At 39.2% G+C, this 17468-nt stretch carries 15 protein-coding genes; 10 read left to right on the top strand and 5 right to left on the bottom strand.

What is annotated here, in order from left to right; all coding sequences use genetic code 11:
- Positions 1–668: 668 nt before the first annotated feature.
- Positions 669–1586 carry an SDR family oxidoreductase gene (locus F1560_RS12090; protein ID WP_149474889.1) on the bottom strand — a complete coding sequence of 306 codons (918 nt, stop codon included), beginning with the start codon at positions 1584–1586 and terminating at the stop codon, positions 669–671.
- 137 nt (positions 1587–1723) lie between these two features.
- Between F1560_RS12090 and F1560_RS22150 the strand changes: the two genes are divergently transcribed.
- The 9 genes from F1560_RS22150 to F1560_RS12045 all read left to right on the top strand — a co-directional run bounded on the left by F1560_RS22150 (position 1724) and on the right by F1560_RS12045 (position 12610).
- Entirely contained in the window at positions 1724–1894 is a 171-nt protein-coding gene (locus F1560_RS22150; RefSeq protein ID WP_187773718.1) for a hypothetical protein, read from the top strand.
- A gap of 141 nt (positions 1895–2035) precedes the next feature.
- Complete coding sequence (locus F1560_RS12085; RefSeq protein ID WP_245347584.1) at positions 2036–2947, top strand: DMT family transporter; 912 nt, start codon at positions 2036–2038, stop codon at positions 2945–2947.
- Positions 2948–3481: 534 nt separating this feature from the next.
- On the top strand, positions 3482–3886 hold the full coding sequence (locus F1560_RS12080; RefSeq protein WP_149474887.1) for a hypothetical protein: 405 nt from the start codon (positions 3482–3484) through the stop codon (positions 3884–3886).
- 751 nt (positions 3887–4637) lie between these two features.
- Positions 4638–5273 (top strand): YdhK family protein, encoded by a 636-nt coding sequence (locus tag F1560_RS12075; RefSeq protein ID WP_149474886.1) that lies wholly within the window; start codon positions 4638–4640, stop codon positions 5271–5273.
- A gap of 345 nt (positions 5274–5618) precedes the next feature.
- The gene (locus F1560_RS12070; RefSeq protein WP_149474885.1) at positions 5619–6173 is read left to right on the top strand and encodes a hypothetical protein; all 555 of its coding nucleotides are present in this window, start codon (positions 5619–5621) and stop codon (positions 6171–6173) included.
- 834 nt (positions 6174–7007) lie between these two features.
- Positions 7008–8420: a Na+/H+ antiporter NhaC gene (nhaC, locus tag F1560_RS12060; protein ID WP_149474884.1), complete on the top strand. Its 1413-nt coding sequence runs from the start codon at positions 7008–7010 to the stop codon at positions 8418–8420.
- Positions 8420–9274 carry an MBL fold metallo-hydrolase gene (locus tag F1560_RS12055; protein WP_149474883.1) on the top strand — a complete coding sequence of 285 codons (855 nt, stop codon included), beginning with the start codon at positions 8420–8422 and terminating at the stop codon, positions 9272–9274. The genes nhaC and F1560_RS12055 overlap by 1 nt, the downstream gene beginning before the upstream one ends.
- 528 nt (positions 9275–9802) lie before the next feature.
- Positions 9803–10681: an ATP-binding protein gene (locus tag F1560_RS12050; RefSeq protein WP_149474882.1), complete on the top strand. Its 879-nt coding sequence runs from the start codon at positions 9803–9805 to the stop codon at positions 10679–10681.
- 15 nt (positions 10682–10696) lie between these two features.
- Positions 10697–12610, top strand: a complete 1914-nt coding sequence (locus tag F1560_RS12045; RefSeq protein WP_149474881.1) for a vWA domain-containing protein — start codon at positions 10697–10699, stop codon at positions 12608–12610.
- Positions 12611–12724: 114 nt separating this feature from the next.
- Here F1560_RS12045 and F1560_RS12040 read toward each other — a convergent pair whose 3' ends face one another.
- Entirely contained in the window at positions 12725–13033 is a 309-nt protein-coding gene (locus F1560_RS12040; protein ID WP_149474880.1) for a hypothetical protein, read from the bottom strand.
- Positions 13034–13275: 242 nt separating this feature from the next.
- On the opposite strand from F1560_RS12040, the gene F1560_RS12035 reads away from it, so the two are divergent.
- Positions 13276–14244: a ring-cleaving dioxygenase gene (locus F1560_RS12035; RefSeq protein ID WP_149474879.1), complete on the top strand. Its 969-nt coding sequence runs from the start codon at positions 13276–13278 to the stop codon at positions 14242–14244.
- A gap of 43 nt (positions 14245–14287) precedes the next feature.
- Here the strand turns inward: F1560_RS12035 and rpsN are convergent, their stop codons facing one another.
- The 3 genes from rpsN to F1560_RS12020 form a co-directional block, all read right to left on the bottom strand.
- Complete coding sequence (rpsN, locus tag F1560_RS12030) at positions 14288–14557, bottom strand: 30S ribosomal protein S14 (protein ID WP_149474878.1); 270 nt, start codon at positions 14555–14557, stop codon at positions 14288–14290.
- Positions 14558–14588: 31 nt separating this feature from the next.
- Entirely contained in the window at positions 14589–15569 is a 981-nt protein-coding gene (locus F1560_RS12025; RefSeq protein ID WP_149474877.1) for a CobW family GTP-binding protein, read from the bottom strand.
- 128 nt (positions 15570–15697) lie between these two features.
- Positions 15698–17041: a metal ABC transporter solute-binding protein, Zn/Mn family gene (locus F1560_RS12020; protein ID WP_149474876.1), complete on the bottom strand. Its 1344-nt coding sequence runs from the start codon at positions 17039–17041 to the stop codon at positions 15698–15700.
- Positions 17042–17468 lie beyond the last annotated feature (427 nt).

Raw genomic sequence — 17468 nt, 5'->3', positions numbered from 1 at the left:
CTTTATTATAAGCTATAAATAGTCGAATGTAAGCGATTTTCATGTTACAAAAAAGTAAATAAGTGATATGATTCACAAATAGTTCAAATCTTGATTAAGAAAGGCTTTTTTAGTATGGTTTATTTTCAGGTGTACATGTAAGGAAATAGAAAAATAAGTATCAAGTAAAAGATTGATCATAATTGCTAACTAATTACCCATTTATAAAGTAAACAAAACAAACGAAGAATGGAATAAGACACCATAAGGCCCTGCTAAAGCACCAAATCAAGAAATAAGACACCATAAGCCCCTGCTATAGCACCAAAACTAAAAATAACGCACCATAAGGCCCCGCTAAAGCACCAAAACTAAAAATAACGCACCATAAGGCCCCGCTATAGCACCAAAACTAGAAATAAGACACGATAAGGCCCTGCTATAGCACCAAAACTAGAAATAAGACACCATAAGGCCTTGCTATAGCACCAAAACTAGAAATAAGACACGATAAGGCCCTGCTATAGCACCAAAACTAAAAATAACGCACCATCTCCGCACGTAACGCTCCACCCGCTCTAGAAAATAACGCTCTTCTCACACTCAACATTTCTCCAAATAAAAAAACTCTCCATATTAATACAGGTGAAGAGTTTTTCGCTCGCTAATTTATGAGAATAGTCCAGTACTTATGAAAGCACCTGCCCGCCATTCACATGCAGCGTTTGGCCAGTTACGAATCTTGAATCATCTGAGGCAAGGTAGACGAAGGTTGGTGCTACTTCGAATGGCTGACCTTGGCGATCCATAGGATTACCAGAAAGAGGAACTTGATCAGCAGAAAAACTGGATGGAATAAGCGGTGTCCAAATCCGTCCTGGTGCGATTGCATTAACACGAATACCTTTACTTACTAAGCTGTTTGCCAATGCTCGTGTAAAGCCAATGTTTGCAGCTTTAGTTGCTGTGTAATCAATAAGCTGGTTATTTCCGTCAAAAGCAACAACAGAAGAGGTGTTAATAATGGAGCTACCTGCTTCTAAGTATTTAAGAGCAGCGCGTGTGGTATAAAAATGAGAATAGATATTTACCTTAAACGTGTCATCGAATTGTTCGTCGGTAATATCGAGCAAGCTTAATTGTTGAAATTGAATACCTACGTGATTGCACAGAATGTCAAGCTTCCCGAAAGTCTTGATCGTCTCTTCAACGATATCGATACATTGCTGTTTATTTCTTAGGTCACCAGGTAACAGGAGGCAACGCTTGCCCAGCTCGTGGATTCTGTTTTTCGTTCGGTTCGCATCATCATGTTCATCCAAATAGGAAATAGCTATATTTGCTCCTTCTTTTGCAAAGGCTATGGCTGCAGCAGCTCCCATCCCACTGTCACCGCCAGTAATCAGCGCAACTTTACCCTTTAATTTTCCACTTCCACTATAATTCGGATTTTCGATGATTGGTCTTGGGACCATTTTGGCTTCTACACCCGGCTGCCGGTACTGACGTTGCTCGGGTACCGTAATAGCGATATCTTCGTAACGCGTAATCTTTCCGTAATTGGGATACATGGGATAGGCTTGCTCATTTCCGTAATCCTTTGTCATCGTATTCCCTCCATCATTCATGCTGAAATTAATTTATGTAAGATGGGCGCATGTTGTGCATTGTATAAATGTACGTGCTCATGAATGGTGTGAGGCGAATAAAGTAATTGGGAAGCATAGGCAGGAGGTTTATAACAATGCATGATTATTACAATCCAGAGGTAAAGCTGTTATTAGTGACACATTCCGATGAAAAAGAAAAAATGCGGTATGATGATAATCCGAATTTGTGGCTCGTTCCGAAAATCGGCCCAAGACCACCTTATTACTGTAATCCGAGATATGAGCAGTATTATCCGAATATTTAACGGTATAGACATAGCCCGGCTAAATCCAGCTGGGCTATTTTACATGCTCTGCATTGCTTGACCAAATCCCCATCTATAAGCTACATTAGACTATTGTTACTACTAGAAGAATTAGCAGGAGATGAATCAAACGTGAAAAACATGTTTCAACATAAATGGGCAGTCATTGGGATTGCAGTTTTTTGCTCGCTATTATGGGGGAGCGCTTTTCCTGTTTTAAAGGTAAGCTATGAAGAACTGCAGATGGCGCCAGATGATACATTCGCAAAAATTGTCTTTGCAGGATGGCGGTTTTTACTAGCTGGAATTATTGTACTTGTTGGACTGCTTCTAACCAATCCGAAGAAAGTCATCATAACAAAAAGACAGCTGATGGTCATCGTTATTCTTGGATTTATCCAAACGTCCTTGCAATACTTTTTCTTTTACAATGGTTTAGCAAAAGTGTCAGGCATGCAAGGCTCTATTTTATCAGCAAGTGCCACCTTCTTTACCGTTATCCTAGCACATTACTACTACCGAAATGATCGGATGAATTGGAAAAAGGTTATCGGTTTAATCGCCGGTTTTGCCGGAATTATCGTTGCAAATTGGGGACAAGAATTCGAGCTGGCATTCCAGTTCACTGGAGAAGGCTACATGATATTAGCCGCACTGACAGGAGCAATTGGAACAATCATGGCAAAAGAATTAGCGGTTGGTATCCATCCATTCGCATTGACAGGCTGGCAGCTGACGATAGGTGCCGTACTTCTACTTGCAGTCGGCTATCCGCAGCTCGGTGAAAATGCAATTACCTTTAATGGACTCGGAACGATTTTATTTATCTATTCCGCAATTCTATCTGCCGTTGCATTTGCACTCTGGTACTCGATTTTAAAATATAACAAAGCTGGCGAGATAAGTATTTACAAATTTGTCGTCCCTGTTTCGGGAACTGTGCTATCAGCGATGTTTATTCCTGGGGAGACGTTGAATGTGTTTATTCTTTTTGCGATTTTGCTGGTGGCGGCTGGGATTATTGTGATTAATTGGCGGGGACGAGCCTCTTGATTCATGACTTGGGATTTAGTTATGGGGTCTAAATGCTTTGTACACAAGTAACAGATGCGAGGAAACTTATAAAAAAACCGCTATTCTCCCACTCCATTTAAATCAATGGGAGAATAGCGGTTTTTAAAACTCTGGTTATTTCCTGATTTCGATTGCTGAAGCATTGTTGTTCCAATCCGAAGCCATATTAGCTGTTTTACCATACCAATCGGAATGTCTAAATGAGACTCCTTTGCCTTTTCCTTGATTTGACGTATGCTCCCATAGAATTGAATTAGGAGAACGGATAAACTCTCCTCTACCTCCCCACTTTCTTATGAAGTATTACATTTTGATCTTACTTATTTATATGTCAATTATTATTTTTCATTTTTAATACATTATTTTCAGTCCGATTAAATAACAGTAAATACTCTGTAAATAGCCAATATTTCAGGAAAGGCTTGTATATATTAGTTTTAGATATAGCGAAAGGAGTTGAAACGCAGACATTTAAGTAAACCATCACTAATGAAATCTTTAGGAGGAGTAAAAATGAATTTTAAAAAACGAATGGCGGTATCCGTACTTTTATTAACGCCTTTCTTTGCTACAGCATGTAGTAATGGACAAGAAGAACCTGCTAATGGAGAAATGGAAATGGAAGATCCAGCATCAGAAGAGTTTGAAGATCCATCCGGTGGTGAAGGAGAAGATCCAGCATCAGGATTTGAAGATCCATCAGGTGGTGAGGGAGAAGATCCAGCATCAGGATTTGAAGATCCATCAGGCGGTGAGGGAGAAGACCCGGCATCAGGGTTTGAAGATCCATCAGGTAGTGAGGGAGAAGACCCGGCATCAGGGTTTGAAGATCCATCAAGTGGTGAGGGAGAAGACCCAGCGTCAGGATTTGAAGATCCATCAGGTAGTGAGGGAGAAGACCCTACATCGGGAGAGTAAGATAGATCTTTACAATAAATAATTATAGAAAAAATATTGCTTATCTATCTTTCAAAGAATGTGTTGAATCACAAAATAAAAATGTACAATGAATGGAGCATCAAAACTAAATATAATTTGATGCTCTTTTTTTGTTTTTATTCCAAAGCTTCGCAAATTATAAATTGCCGATTGTTATTAATAAACAGTAGCAATGTTTTGTGAATACATGTATTAGTTCGTTAATTCTAGAAGGATTAACGCCATGTGTTAGTGGGAGGGCAGTACGGTTGTTATTGTATAGTATCAAAAAGAAGGCGCTATCCAATATACAATATGGGAGAACAACGGAATCTGAAATTTCTACTTTTGAAGGTGACAATACCTGCATAACAATGATGCAGTTGATATAGTAGATAGAATATATGTGGGTAAATATGATGGTTAATTTTTCTTGATAAGGCCTGATATAAATTTTATTCCATGTATGTTTAAACATACATAAGGAGTGGAAAGTATATTAGTGTTAGATTTTTATGTAAAATGATTTTATAGGATAAGGCAATCTTAAATGTTATTTTCCAAGTGCAATGTATTTGCACTTTTCTCTTTCGTAAAAATATACCATACGGGGGAAGAGGATAATGACCAGGGAAATGTTGTGCAATTTTTATTGCACTGAAATTGCGGCAAAGTGAAGAATGCATTGGACCTAGTAATGCTTAGCGTCTAAATAATGAAGTTGGACAAATTTATAAAATGGAGGGGAAAAATGATGAATAAGAAATTAATGATAGGAATTGTGGCTTTATTGATGGCTGTTGGATTAGCAGCTTGTGGCGGAAATGAGGAAACTGCACCTGATAGTAACACAGATACTGAGAATGACTCAAGCGAAAACACGGAAATGAATGAAGAATCTAACTCTGAAGAAGAAAATGATTCCATGAAAAAAACAGATCATTCAGGTATGGATCATTCAAGTTCAGGTGAAGTTCCTGAGGATTTAGCGAATGCAGAGGATCCAACATATCCAGTGGGAAGTGAAGCTGTGATCAGTGCAGATCACATGAAAGGCATGGATGGTGCTGTTGCAACCATTGAAGGCGCTTATGACACAACAGTTTATGCTGTAACCTATACACCTACAACTGGTGGAGAAGAAGTGGAAAATCATAAATGGGTTATCCATGAAGAAATTGAAAATCCAGAAGAACAACCATATGAGCATCGAGATGAAGTTGTGTTAAATGCAGATCATATGGAAGGAATGAAAGGAGCTTCGGCTATCATTGATTCTGCAGAAGACAACAATGTCTATATGGTAAGCTATACAGATTCAGAGACTGGAGAAAAAGTTGAAAATCATAAATGGGTAACGGAAAACGAACTATCACCAGTTGAATAATATAATTCGTAAACAAAAATCCCTCATTTAATAAAAGTGAGGGTTTTTTTGAATAAAAGTTTAAAAAGGTGGATTCTTGCAGTGGTTAACGCCTTGCGCTGTATGGTATGTGTTACGATTGTATTATAGACTTACTCCATTAACTGGTAAAATAGTTAGATAAGATGATTCTAAAAAACTTAAATAGAATAGACCATTAAACCATTTCTTTCAATATATATTGAAAAAATAGTCGAGAAATGTAAAACGATTATTAAAGGAATTTCGTTCCCTCTTGTAGAAATGAATTAGTATAAGGACATTGTCTCGGGAGCACTAATCGAATATACAAGGAAGGTGAACGATATGCTCAAGAAAAATTTTCTTTCAAGAACTTTATTAAGATGGATGCCAACCAATGAACAAAGTGTGTATGAAAAAAAACTTATTGGTGTTATGAAACGTTTAAAGGTTCAAAATTACAAGTTTAATTGGGATCGTACGAGCTGCTTTGTTGAATTTAGTTACAATGGGAACCTTTACAGACTCGAACACTCTATTGAAAAGGCAAAGAAAAATGGATTTTTTTTACACAATGGATTGGATTGTTTGATGGAGTTGACCCAGTCATTGGAAGATCTATGCGGTATAATTGATAGAGGAATGTATGACTTCGAAACATGGATATCCGGCATGAAACAGTCACCTTCAGAAACAATGAAGCCTGGATTCCAAGAAGAATTTGAAATAAGATATAAGACAATGGAAAGACAACCTCTTGCGGTATATAACACAGAGGAACTGAAAGAACTTTTCCCTTTTGGAACGGAACGACCACTAAAAGAATTTAAATCAAATCAGAATAATCAACGATCACTAAATAAAAAAGCTAGATTTGAAGAAATAGTAGGCAAGATATAGGAATATAAACGTCAACATTATTTTATATTTGTATTTCTGTATCTTTCTATACGAGAGTATTGAGAATACGATGGAGAAAGCACTTAACGCGGATAATTATGATATAAAATTCATATTGATGGATGTTCATCCCAAGTTATGAATTAAATTTTTTCTATAACCATTGCTTTATTCAAATAACTTTGATGGCTTTCATTTAAACAAAACTAGTTTAATGCGAGCACATCCTTTATTGCACTATAGTTAAAAGGAGCAACGTAAATTATTTGCGTTGCTCTTTGGATTCTTAAAATATTTTGTATAAAATCTTGCCGGAGTCTTCCACTTAATTCCGCATAAATTTGAGTAGCCTCGCTTTTTTCATGTTCTAGAAGACTTTGTTGGACAAAGTCAGGAGAAGTACCTTTGTTATAAAAAATCTCAAATTATATTTTGCTTAAATTTAGATAAAGCGAGATGAAATTGCGATAAACACACTATGGCTTCTATTATTTATTGCGTTCCGTACTCTTCCTTTTATCGCTATGCTGACATAAAAGGATTTAAAGATCTAAATTATTTAGCAAGAAGTATACATAAAATTTATGTATAACTTTTAAATAAGCGTAGAGCATATTAAGTAGCTTTTAATCTTAATAATTCCAAATTTCCCTTTGTTTATCCATTCGATCACAAAATAGTCGCTGTTGTTTGGAAGGAAAGCTCTTAAAATCTCCAACTTCCTAAATCTAGTAATACATTTTCTACTATTGACGTAATTTTTCAAACAATATAAAGTAGTCATATATTAATTTGCAACTAAGATAAGATGCGTCATGAAAGGGAGTTTATGTGATGAAAGGAAGAGAACCAAATCTAGTACTGGCACTCGTTCCGCTTATTATTTTAATAGGTGCTGCAGCGATGTCGATTTTTTACTGGGATGCAGGAATGTTTATCCCGCTTATTAGTGGAATTATAGCCGCATGTATCGTTGGGAAAATACTAGGATACCAATGGGATGATTTGCAAAAGTCCCTTTCCGATGGTGTTTCGAAGGCACTTCCAGCTGTTTTTATTTTATTTATTATCGGTACCATTATTGGAACATGGATTTTAAGTGGAGTTATCCCAACGCTTATTTATTATGGACTTGCAATTGTGAATCCTACTTTTTTCGTCCCGCTTGTATGTCTTGTAACGGGGGTTGTCTCCTTAATACTAGGAAGCTCTTTTACTTCCATTGCCACTGTTGGACTGGCATTTATCGCAATTGGCCAAGGGATGGATTTTCCGCTGCCACTCGTTGCAGGGGCTGTGATTTCCGGAGCTTATTTCGGTGATAAATTATCACCGTTATCTGATACGACAAACGTAGCGCCTGCGATGGTTGGTGAAAATTTATTTGATCATGTGCGTCATATGCTATGGGACACGATTCCAGCTTTTGTATGCTCGATCGTATTATATTGGATTGTCGGTCTGAATTATGTGTCCACCGCCGCTAGTCTGGAAAAAATCGGGGTAATCATGCAAGGATTGGAAGCCCAGTTTTTTATCCATCCATTGCTTTTTGTTGTCCCAATCTTTACATTATTTTTAATGCTAAAGCAATATCCAGCGATTCCTTCTCTTTTACTCATAGCAGTTCTGGGTGGCGTTACAGCTATGCTTGTGCAAGGGAGTAATTTGACAGAGGTTGTACAGGCAATGACTTCTGGATATGTGTCTGGAAGTGGAATAGACGAAATTGATTCATTGCTGTCCAATGGCGGCATCAACTCGATGCTCAGTACGATTGGCCTTATTATTATAGCAACAGCACTTGGAGGCGTGCTTGAAGCTACTGGCGTATTTAAAACAATTGTTTCTACCATTGTTTCTAGAATTCGTTCGGTAGGCTCATTGATTTTATCAACCATTCTATCAACCTTTATTGTAGCTTTTGCCAGTGGTGCACAATTTCTTGCAATCATATTACCTGCAAGGGGTTTCCTACAGTCGTATAAAAAGTTCGGGCTTTCGCCATTGAATTTATCGAGAAGCGTAGAGGCCGCGGGAACAGTAGGGATAAACCTTGTTCCATGGGGAGTGCCAGCTGTCTTTGCAGCAAGTGTGCTTGGTGTTCCGGCAATTGAATTTATTCCGTTTATCTTTTTTGCCTTTCTTGTACCACTCATAAATATTATATTTGGCTACACAGGATTCTCGATAAAACGGATTCCCGCGACTTCATCATTGCAAAATACAAAGGAGAAGATCAAATAATGTTTGTCAAAGTTCTAGGAACAGCACAAGACGCAGGAGTTCCTCATCCAAATTGCTTTTGTGAAAACTGTGAGCAAGCAAGGCTGGATAAAAATTTTCGCCGCTTTGCTGCATCACTATCATTACATTTCGAGGAAAGTAATAAGTGGTATATGATCGACCCATCGCCAGATTTCAAAGAACAGCTTATGATGGTCCAGCAACAAAAGCAATGGAGAAAAATGATGGATGGCATTTACCTTACCCATGCACACATTGGCCACTACACAGGTCTGATGTTTCTAGGGAAAGAAGCAGTTTCAACTAGCAAGCTCCCTGTCATGGCGGGGGAAAAGATGAACGATTTTCTATCCTCTCATTATCCGTGGAAGCAGTTAATTGATTTTGAAAATATTGATTTACACCCATTACAAGCGGGACAAGCCTATGATTTACCAGAAGGTGCGAGTATTATACCGCTATCTGTCCCACATCGGAATGAGTTTTCCGAGACGTTTTGCTTCCTTATACAAGGGAAACGAAAACGATTATTATATATTCCAGATATCGACAGATGGGAACAATGGGATATAAATCTCGATGAACTAATGAAAGACATCGACTATTGCTTTATTGATGGTACGTTTTATTCTACGGAAGAGTTTGAACAAATTGGTAGATCGTATAACGATATTCCTCATCCATTAATAACTGTTTCAATGGAAAAGTTTAAAGCCTATAAAGATACATGCAATATTTATTTCACCCACTTTAATCATTCGAATCCCGTAATTGGTTTGAATAAAAAATATAGAGAATGGATTGAAGCGGCTGGATTTTTTATTTTGGAGGATGGACAGGAGTTTTGTTTGTAACTTTATCTATTGCTTGATTAGCTAATAACTGAATATAAGATTTAACTACAAATAGGGATAGCTTATTAGATGAGGGCTTTTCCCTTTTTGTTGTACCGCTCGTCTAAGCACCAAACCCAAAAATAAGACACCATCCCCACACGCTAAAGCACCAAAAGCAAAAATAAGACACCATTCCCACCCGCTAAAGCACCAAACACAAAAATAAGACACCATCGCCACCCGCTAAAGCACCAAACGCAAAAATAAGACACCATCGCCACCCGCTAAAGCACCAAACGCAAAAATAAGACACCATTCCCACACGCTAAAGCACCAAACGCAAAAATAAGGCACCATTCCCACAAGCTAAAGCACCAAAAGCAAAAATAAGACACCACCGCCACAAGCTAAAGCACCAAACACAAAAATAAGACACCATTCCCACACGCACTCCCTCCAAAAAAATAGCATCGCCATAAAGCAGAAGCCAATCTTTGATTTCTCCCCCCAATCACGTATACAATGTCCTAGGAAGGAGTTTTTACAATGAATATAAACTATCAGTTACCTGAAAATATAAAACAACAACTAGAGGAAACTCTAGAAGTAAGACAGGACGAGGAGTTTCAAGATTTAATACGAGATGGGGGCTATGTTCCACCACATATGGATTTACTTACGGACGCTATTACTGCATTAAGTATGGGGAAAAATATCTTGTTAAAAGGTCCTACTGGGGCAGGGAAAACGAAATTTGCGGAGACGCTATCCCAGCTGTTCCAGCAGCCGATGTTCAGTGTGAACTGCTCGGTGGATTTGGATGCGGAGAGCTTGCTTGGATTCAAAACGCTTGCTTATGAGGGTGAAAAGCAGGTGATTGAGTTTATCCCGGGACCTGTCACAAATGCGATGAAGGCAGGATGCTTCCTATATATTGATGAGGTAAATATGGCTAAGCCGGAAACATTGCCGCTTATTAATGGGGTGCTTGATTATCGGAGAACGATCACGAATCCATTTACAAATGAAATGGTTACTGCCAAAGAAGGATTTGGCGTGATTGCTGCGATTAATGAAGGGTATATTGGTACCGTTCCACTGAACGAAGCGTTGAAAAACCGTTTTATTGTTATTGAGGTTCCATACATCGAGGGCGAGCAATTGAAGCAGCTCATTGTTTCCAATACAAAGTTAACAGATGAGACATTAATTAATTTATTTGTAAAATTATCTGGAGATCTAATTACAGCTGTCTTTCAAGGAAAGCTATCCGAGGATGCGGCGTCAATTCGTGCTTTATTGGATGCTTGTGATTTGAGTGTCTTGATTCCTCCAAAACGGGCAATTCTACGTTCGATTGTTGACAAATTGGATGAAGAGCGAGAGCGCGAATTTGTGAAGAACCTAGCAGAAACGTTATTTTAAAAAGGAGAATGCTGGATGAACCGTTTCCATGATTCGAAAGTGGACACCAAACTTTTTATGCAGTTACAAGACCTAGCGACCGTTTTATCTGGAAATCCTAATCTAGACTTCGAATATAGCTACGGCTCACATATTGATCTAATTGATGAGAGGGTTACAGTAAGCCAGATTTGGCGCAAGCTGGATCAGGACACGAAGGAAGCTGGGTTTAAATCGGATGTGCTCCTGCGAACAATCGGCACGCTTCATTATTCTGACATACCCACGATGCAAGCATATATGGAAAGCATTCAAGAATCCGATCTGCCTAAATTCGCTACACAATTATTCGCGCTCCTTGAGGACATCCGTTTAGAAGAAATTGTGAAAAAAAGCCGCCCGGGAACAGTGGCGATGTTTCAAAAACGGAGAAATTATTTAAGGAATTACTTTGACATGCAATTAGCGGCAAATGTGACGAGAAGTTTTGCATTGGATGAATTATTCTGCCTTATCTATTTGCTGATTCAAGCAGACAATCCAGATCCTAATTTTCCAAGGGCGAATGAGGAGCAGCTTACACACCTTGAACAGCTGAAACCGCTGCTTTATGCTGTTTATGAAGCAACAAGTACGGATGAAACCGCAAGAATTTGCGAGCAAATTGTTTTTCGTTTGAACCGCGATTATAAGGATTCCATTAATGAATATTTTATTTTCCCAATCGGCCATTTGGAGACCTATACGAAAAACACCCTTTTTGATGAGCTAACCCGTACGGATGAATTGGTCAATGATGAGGAAGACGAGGTCAATAAGGAAAAAAGTGAATACTTTGATGAGACGTTTTCTACTTGGCATCGGGAAAATAAAAATGAAGATAGGAAGCAAAACTTCCTGCAATTTGAGCTGGAGCAAGGTTCGAAAACAAGTATGCTAGGCGGCGGAGCACGCGAAACCGAGGATGCCGATCAGGCGATGGCTTCCATTCAAGGAACGTCCGGTGAAAGTAAGCAAGAGGACTATTCGAAGATGGAAGCAGTGGATAAGCAGGAGGCAAAGGACCAGAAGCAAGGATCGGAAAGCAGCTATGGGGAAGAAAATGCCGATGCTGTTAAGCTGATAAAAGAAGCGCATGCCCCGTCGTTAGAAGATGAGGAGCTTTACCGGGAGTATGTAGCGGAGATTGACCTGTTCCACCGCAAGCTCGCAAATACGATTAAGAAGACAATCGAACATAAGAAAACGACACCGAGAAAAGATCTGCTAGCAGGACGATTATCGAGAAACTTATTGCCGCTTGTATTGGATGATACTTCACGAGTCTTTTATAAAAAGGATGAGGAATCGAAGGAATTCGATGCGGTTTTTACATTGCTAATTGACTGTTCCGCTTCCATGGTTGGAAAAATGGAAGAAACGAAAAAAGGAATTGTGCTGTTTCATGAGGTGCTGAAGCAATTACAAATTCCACATGCGATTATCGGTTTCTGGGAGGATGCGAATGAAGTGAAGGAAGGCTATCAGCCGAATTATTTCCATATGATTCACACGCATACGGATTCGTTCTATCAAAACAATGGTCCAAAAATCATGCAATTAGAGCCTGAAGAGGATAATCGTGACGGCTTCAGCATTCGCGTTGCATTAAAGGATTTAGAAGCACGGCGCGAGAAAAATAAATTCCTCTTAGTATTTTCCGACGGAGAGCCTGCAGCAGCGGGTTATGATCAAAATGGTATTGTTGATACCCATCTCGCCGTTTCCGAAGCGCGTAAAAAAGGAATTGATGTCATCGGAATGTTTTTATCCGATGGAGAGATTGGCGAGCGAGAAGATGTGACAATGGAAAATATCTATGGCAGGGAACGTGTGATGGTACCAAGTGTCGCTGAACTACCGGAGCATTTTGCCCCGCTTTTGAAAAAGTTATTGTTAAAAGCTATATAGATAAGAGAAGAGCAGGTGGGGTAGCATGTCCAACCTGCTCTTAGCGTGGGTAAAAATTGTAGTTTTTGTTTTAAGAAGAAACATGGGGGGAATGTTTATAGAAGAATCATTTGTTTATGCCATCCCCATCATTTTCTTGATACGATGTATGTCTACTTTATTTGTCCACGTGTCATTACGTAGAAGCTCCTGATTAATCGAAATCGTATTTATTTCTTCTTTCAATTCTCCAAATTCTTTTGCATTTGCTAGTTTCATGCCGTCCATCTCTGCTTTTAAATGATCCTGTCCCGCTCGCAATGCAGTTAAAATTTGACCGTGTTCCTTTAATTGAGAGCCGTGGTTTTCTAGTGTTTGACTATGCTCATCTAACTTACTCATCACTTTTCCGAGCATTTCAATAATTTGATCGGACTTGTCCATGATTATCACCTCCTCGTTTGTATTATAGCATAGAAAGATACGAACAAAATATGACATTCTTCTCAGCTAGAATACATTTAAAAACCTTTAAATTTAGATAATATGTTTCTTACTCGCCATATTCGGTTAAGTTATTTTTAATCCGTTGACAAATGATAAAATAAAATGTATTATATAATTAATTAAAGATAAGTTAATTAAAAATAATTTAATTCATAATAAATCCACTAGGAGGAATAGCCATGCAATTAAAAGGAATCCATCACGTTTCTGCGATTACTGCCAATGCAAAAGCGAATTACCATTTTTACACAACTGTCCTTGGAATGCGTCTCGTTAAGAAAACAGTAAATCAGGACGATACATCTATGTACCATTTATTTTATGCAGATGAGGTTGGGAATCCAGGAACAGATTTAACGTTTTTTGAGATCCCGAGAGCAGGGAATACGTATCCAGGTGTGAGCAGTATTTCGGGTACATCATTACGTGTATCGAATGATGCTGCACTTACTTATTGGGAAAATCGCTTCAATGAATATGAGGTCGATCATGATGGGATTATGGAGCAGGCTGGACGCCGTGTCATTCACTTCCGTGATCCAGAGAAGCAGCGATTAACCTTAGTTTCAGATGAAACGAATCAAGGAGTCGCAGGTGGAACACCTTGGGATCGCAGTCCAGTTCCGGTGGATACAGGTATTGTCGGGCTTGGTCCAGTGAAATTAACGGTTCAAGATCCTGCACCAACAATTAAAGTTCTTACAGAGCTGCTAACATTTACACAAGTTGGTAGTTATGCCTCAACGGTTGAGGGGCAAGATGATATTTTAATTTTTTCAACTGGAGAAGGTGGAACAGGAGCAGAAATCCATCTAGAAACACGAAACGATCTACCAAAAGAGCGACCTGGACGCGGTAGTGTGCACCACGTTGCATTCCGTGTCGAAAATGAAGAGGAATTGAGAAAATGGCGTGACCGTATTACAGAAGCACGCTTTGGTAACTCAGGTGTTGTGGAGCGGTTTTACTTTAAAGCCCTTTATTTTAGAGAGCCTAATGGCATTTTGTTTGAGCTTTCTACAGATGGTCCTGGATTTACGTCAGATGAGGATGTCGAACATTTAGGTGAGTCACTAGCATTGCCACCTTACTTCGAAGATCAACGGGAAGCAATCGAAGCGCGGTTAGAACCACTGGATACGAAGTAATTAAAAAGGTTCTCCCCAGATTTTGAGGGAGAACCTATTTTTACTACCAGCTCGATTTTTTCACACCAGGTACTTGTCCTTTATGTGCATATTCTCGAAAAGCAATCCGGGACATGCCGAATTTTCGCATATAGCCCCTTGGGCGACCCGTTACTTCGCAGCGATTTTTCAATCGAGTAGGGGAAGAGTCCCTTGGCAGTTTGCGAAGTGCTTCATAATCTCCTTTTGCTTTTAATTCTCTTCGTAAATCAGCATACTTTTCAACGAGTGCTTGTTGCTTCTTTAATTTTGCGACCTTTGATTTTTTAGCCACTGTATTACCTTCTTTCCGTTTACTAGATTATTCATTGCAGACAATCGTAAAATCCTTTTTCTAATTCATATTTATCCAAACCTTTTCCAATAAAGACGATCTCGCTTTGCTTCGTTTCCTCTGGTAGCCATGGACGATCATTTGTCCCGGAAAATAACATATGCACACCTTGGAAAACAACTCGTTCTTCCATTCCGTCAATATGAAGAATTCCTTTATATCGATACAGGCTTTCCCCTTTCACTTGGACTAGGTAGCTGAACCATCTATTTACACGGTCCAAATTAAGCGGGCGATTGTCGGTAAATACAAAAGAATTAACGGTATCATGATGATGGTGGTGCTCATCCGTTAATAAATTGGGATGTATTTGAAGCTTATGTCCGAGATCAAAAGATTGAATGCCGATAATATCACTTGTATGAATCTCACAATTAATGGAATGTAACACTTTTGCATTTGGGTTCATTTGTGTAATTCGCGTTTGTAGATCCTTCAGTTCTCCTTCATTTATGAGATCTGTTTTATTAAAAATAAGTACATCTGCAAAGGCGATTTGCTCCTGTAACTCCTCTGAATCGATATGTTGAGGAAGGTGCTTCGAGTCGAGAACCGTACAAACGCTATCTAGTTCAAACCAGCGGGACATGGCCTCATCCATTAAAAAGGTTTGAACGACAGGCGCTGGGTTGGCAAGCCCTGTCGTTTCAATAATGACCCGGTCAAATTGAACCTCGCCATTTAATTGTTGCCGCAGCATGGAGGAGAGAATGGAAATCAAATCACCTCGCACATTACAGCAAATGCAGCCACTATTAATTTCAATAATCTCTTCCTTTGTATCGGTGATCAGCTGACTATCAATCGATAAATCGCCATATTCATTCACAATCACAGCTGTTTTCTGCTGCGAATCTTCATGAAGAATACGATTTAATAATGTGGTTTTTCCTGCGCCTAGAAATCCGGTGAGAATCGTAACTGGAATTTTATGTTGTCGTAGCAAATTCATTGTCCCTCCATAAATTAGCTGCCCTTTAGAAAACCTGGCATTCACCTAAAGGCTAGGAGAATGCTTTAGTTGTACTTATGCAGAAAGGAAAGTTTTACACTTTCCTTTCTGGCAAGGGCATCAAATAATTAGTTCGTCACTTGGTCAAGTATTTCTAAGTTATATCGCATTAAGGAAATATAGTCTTCTTCATTTTTAATATCTTCATCTGTCAGGACAGATAGATTATGAATTGTTAAAGCTTGGGCGCCAATTTGTTCTTGGATAACCTCCGAAAGTCGATTTGGACTGTTTTGTTCGTAGAGAATATAATCCAAATTATGTTCCTCAGCCTGGTCAATAACCTCAGTTAATTGCTTTTGCGACGGCTCTTGACTCGTGGATAGTCCGCTAATCGCAATCTGTTTCACACCATAACGCTCCTCCCAATATCCGTAAGCAGCATGTGGGACAATGATGTGTTTGTTGTCTTTGGTCGCTAACAGCTCTGAAAATTCCTCATCCAGTGCTAGAAGTTCCGCTTCTAATGCTTCAAAATTCGCATTGTAATCAGCCTCGTGATCAGGATTTAATTCGATCAGCTCATCTTTAATAATGCGAGAGATCTCAATCATACGTAATGGATCAATCCAAAGGTGTGGATCATGGTCGCCAGTATGGTCATCGATTGCAATTGTTACGGCTTCTGATTCTGCTACTACATCATGATCGTCTCCAAAAAGAATTGCTTTAATTTGCTGTCCATCCATAGTAGCCTCGCCATCATACGCGTCAGTTCCATTATCAGGTACTGTTACCCAATCGTCAGCACCAGGATCTAACGTATACCAGTGCCAATGATCATGGTCAGAGTCTTCGCTTAGCTGGGCGGTTAATTGAATAGAATCGCCAGTATGGTAATGTCCAGCCAGACCATCGATAGTAATGGAAACACTATTTTCGTCATGCGTATTGCTAGTGGCTTCGTGACTATGATCATCTTCACTATGACTGTGCTCACTATCATCGTGTTCGTGATCATGCTCGCTGCCATCATGCTGGTGATCTTCGTCATGTCCGTGATCATGATCCTCCTCCTCATGAGCGTGATGTTCACTATGCCCATGGAAAAGTTCTTCGTATTCTCCAATCTCCATTAATGCTACATCTTGATTGGCAAGCGCATTTGCCGCACTTGTTGCAAAGCCCTCCATACCTTCACCTATAAAAATAAATGCATCACTATTAGCAATTGCTGTCATATCTTTAGATGTCGGCTCATATGTATGTGCATCCGCGCCAGGTGGGTAAACAGTTTTGGCTTCAACAGTATCGCCACCAATTTTCTCCACAGCATACTGAAATGGATAGACTGACGTGTAAACAGTAAGCTTATCCGAATCCGTTGCATTGGCTGAATCGTCTCCTGAAGAACAACCAATGAGTAAAAACGATGTAAAACCAAACATAAATAATGCCTGAATAAATTTCATTTACCGTATTCCTTTCTTATTTTGGATATTTAATATTTCTTATCATATCGTAACGATTACGATTTGTAAACAGTAATTGTTACGATTTATGTTTTTTGATTAGATAGTGGGAGAGGGGATTGGGTGGATGGTGGTGTGTTAATTTTGTTTTTGGTGTCTTAGCGTGGGTGAATGGTGCTTTAATTTTGCTTTTGGTGTCTTAGCGTGGGTGGATGGTGCGTTAAAATTGCGAATGGTGTCATAGCGAGAAGGGATGGTGCGTTAAAATTGCGAATGGTGTCGTAGCGAGAAGGGATGGTGCGTTAATATTGTGTATGGTGTCCTAGCAAGGAGGTATGGTGCGTTAATTTTGCATTTAGTGTCATAGCGAGGTGGGATAGAGCGATAAAAATAAGATGGAGAGTTTTAAGCTCTCCATCATTAAGTG

It is taken from the genome of Oceanobacillus polygoni (assembly GCF_008304605.1).
GTDB lineage: Bacteria > Bacillota > Bacilli > Bacillales > Amphibacillaceae > Oceanobacillus > Oceanobacillus polygoni.
Note: the sequence above shows the minus strand (reverse complement) of the source record. Positions and strands in the feature narration are given on the sequence as shown.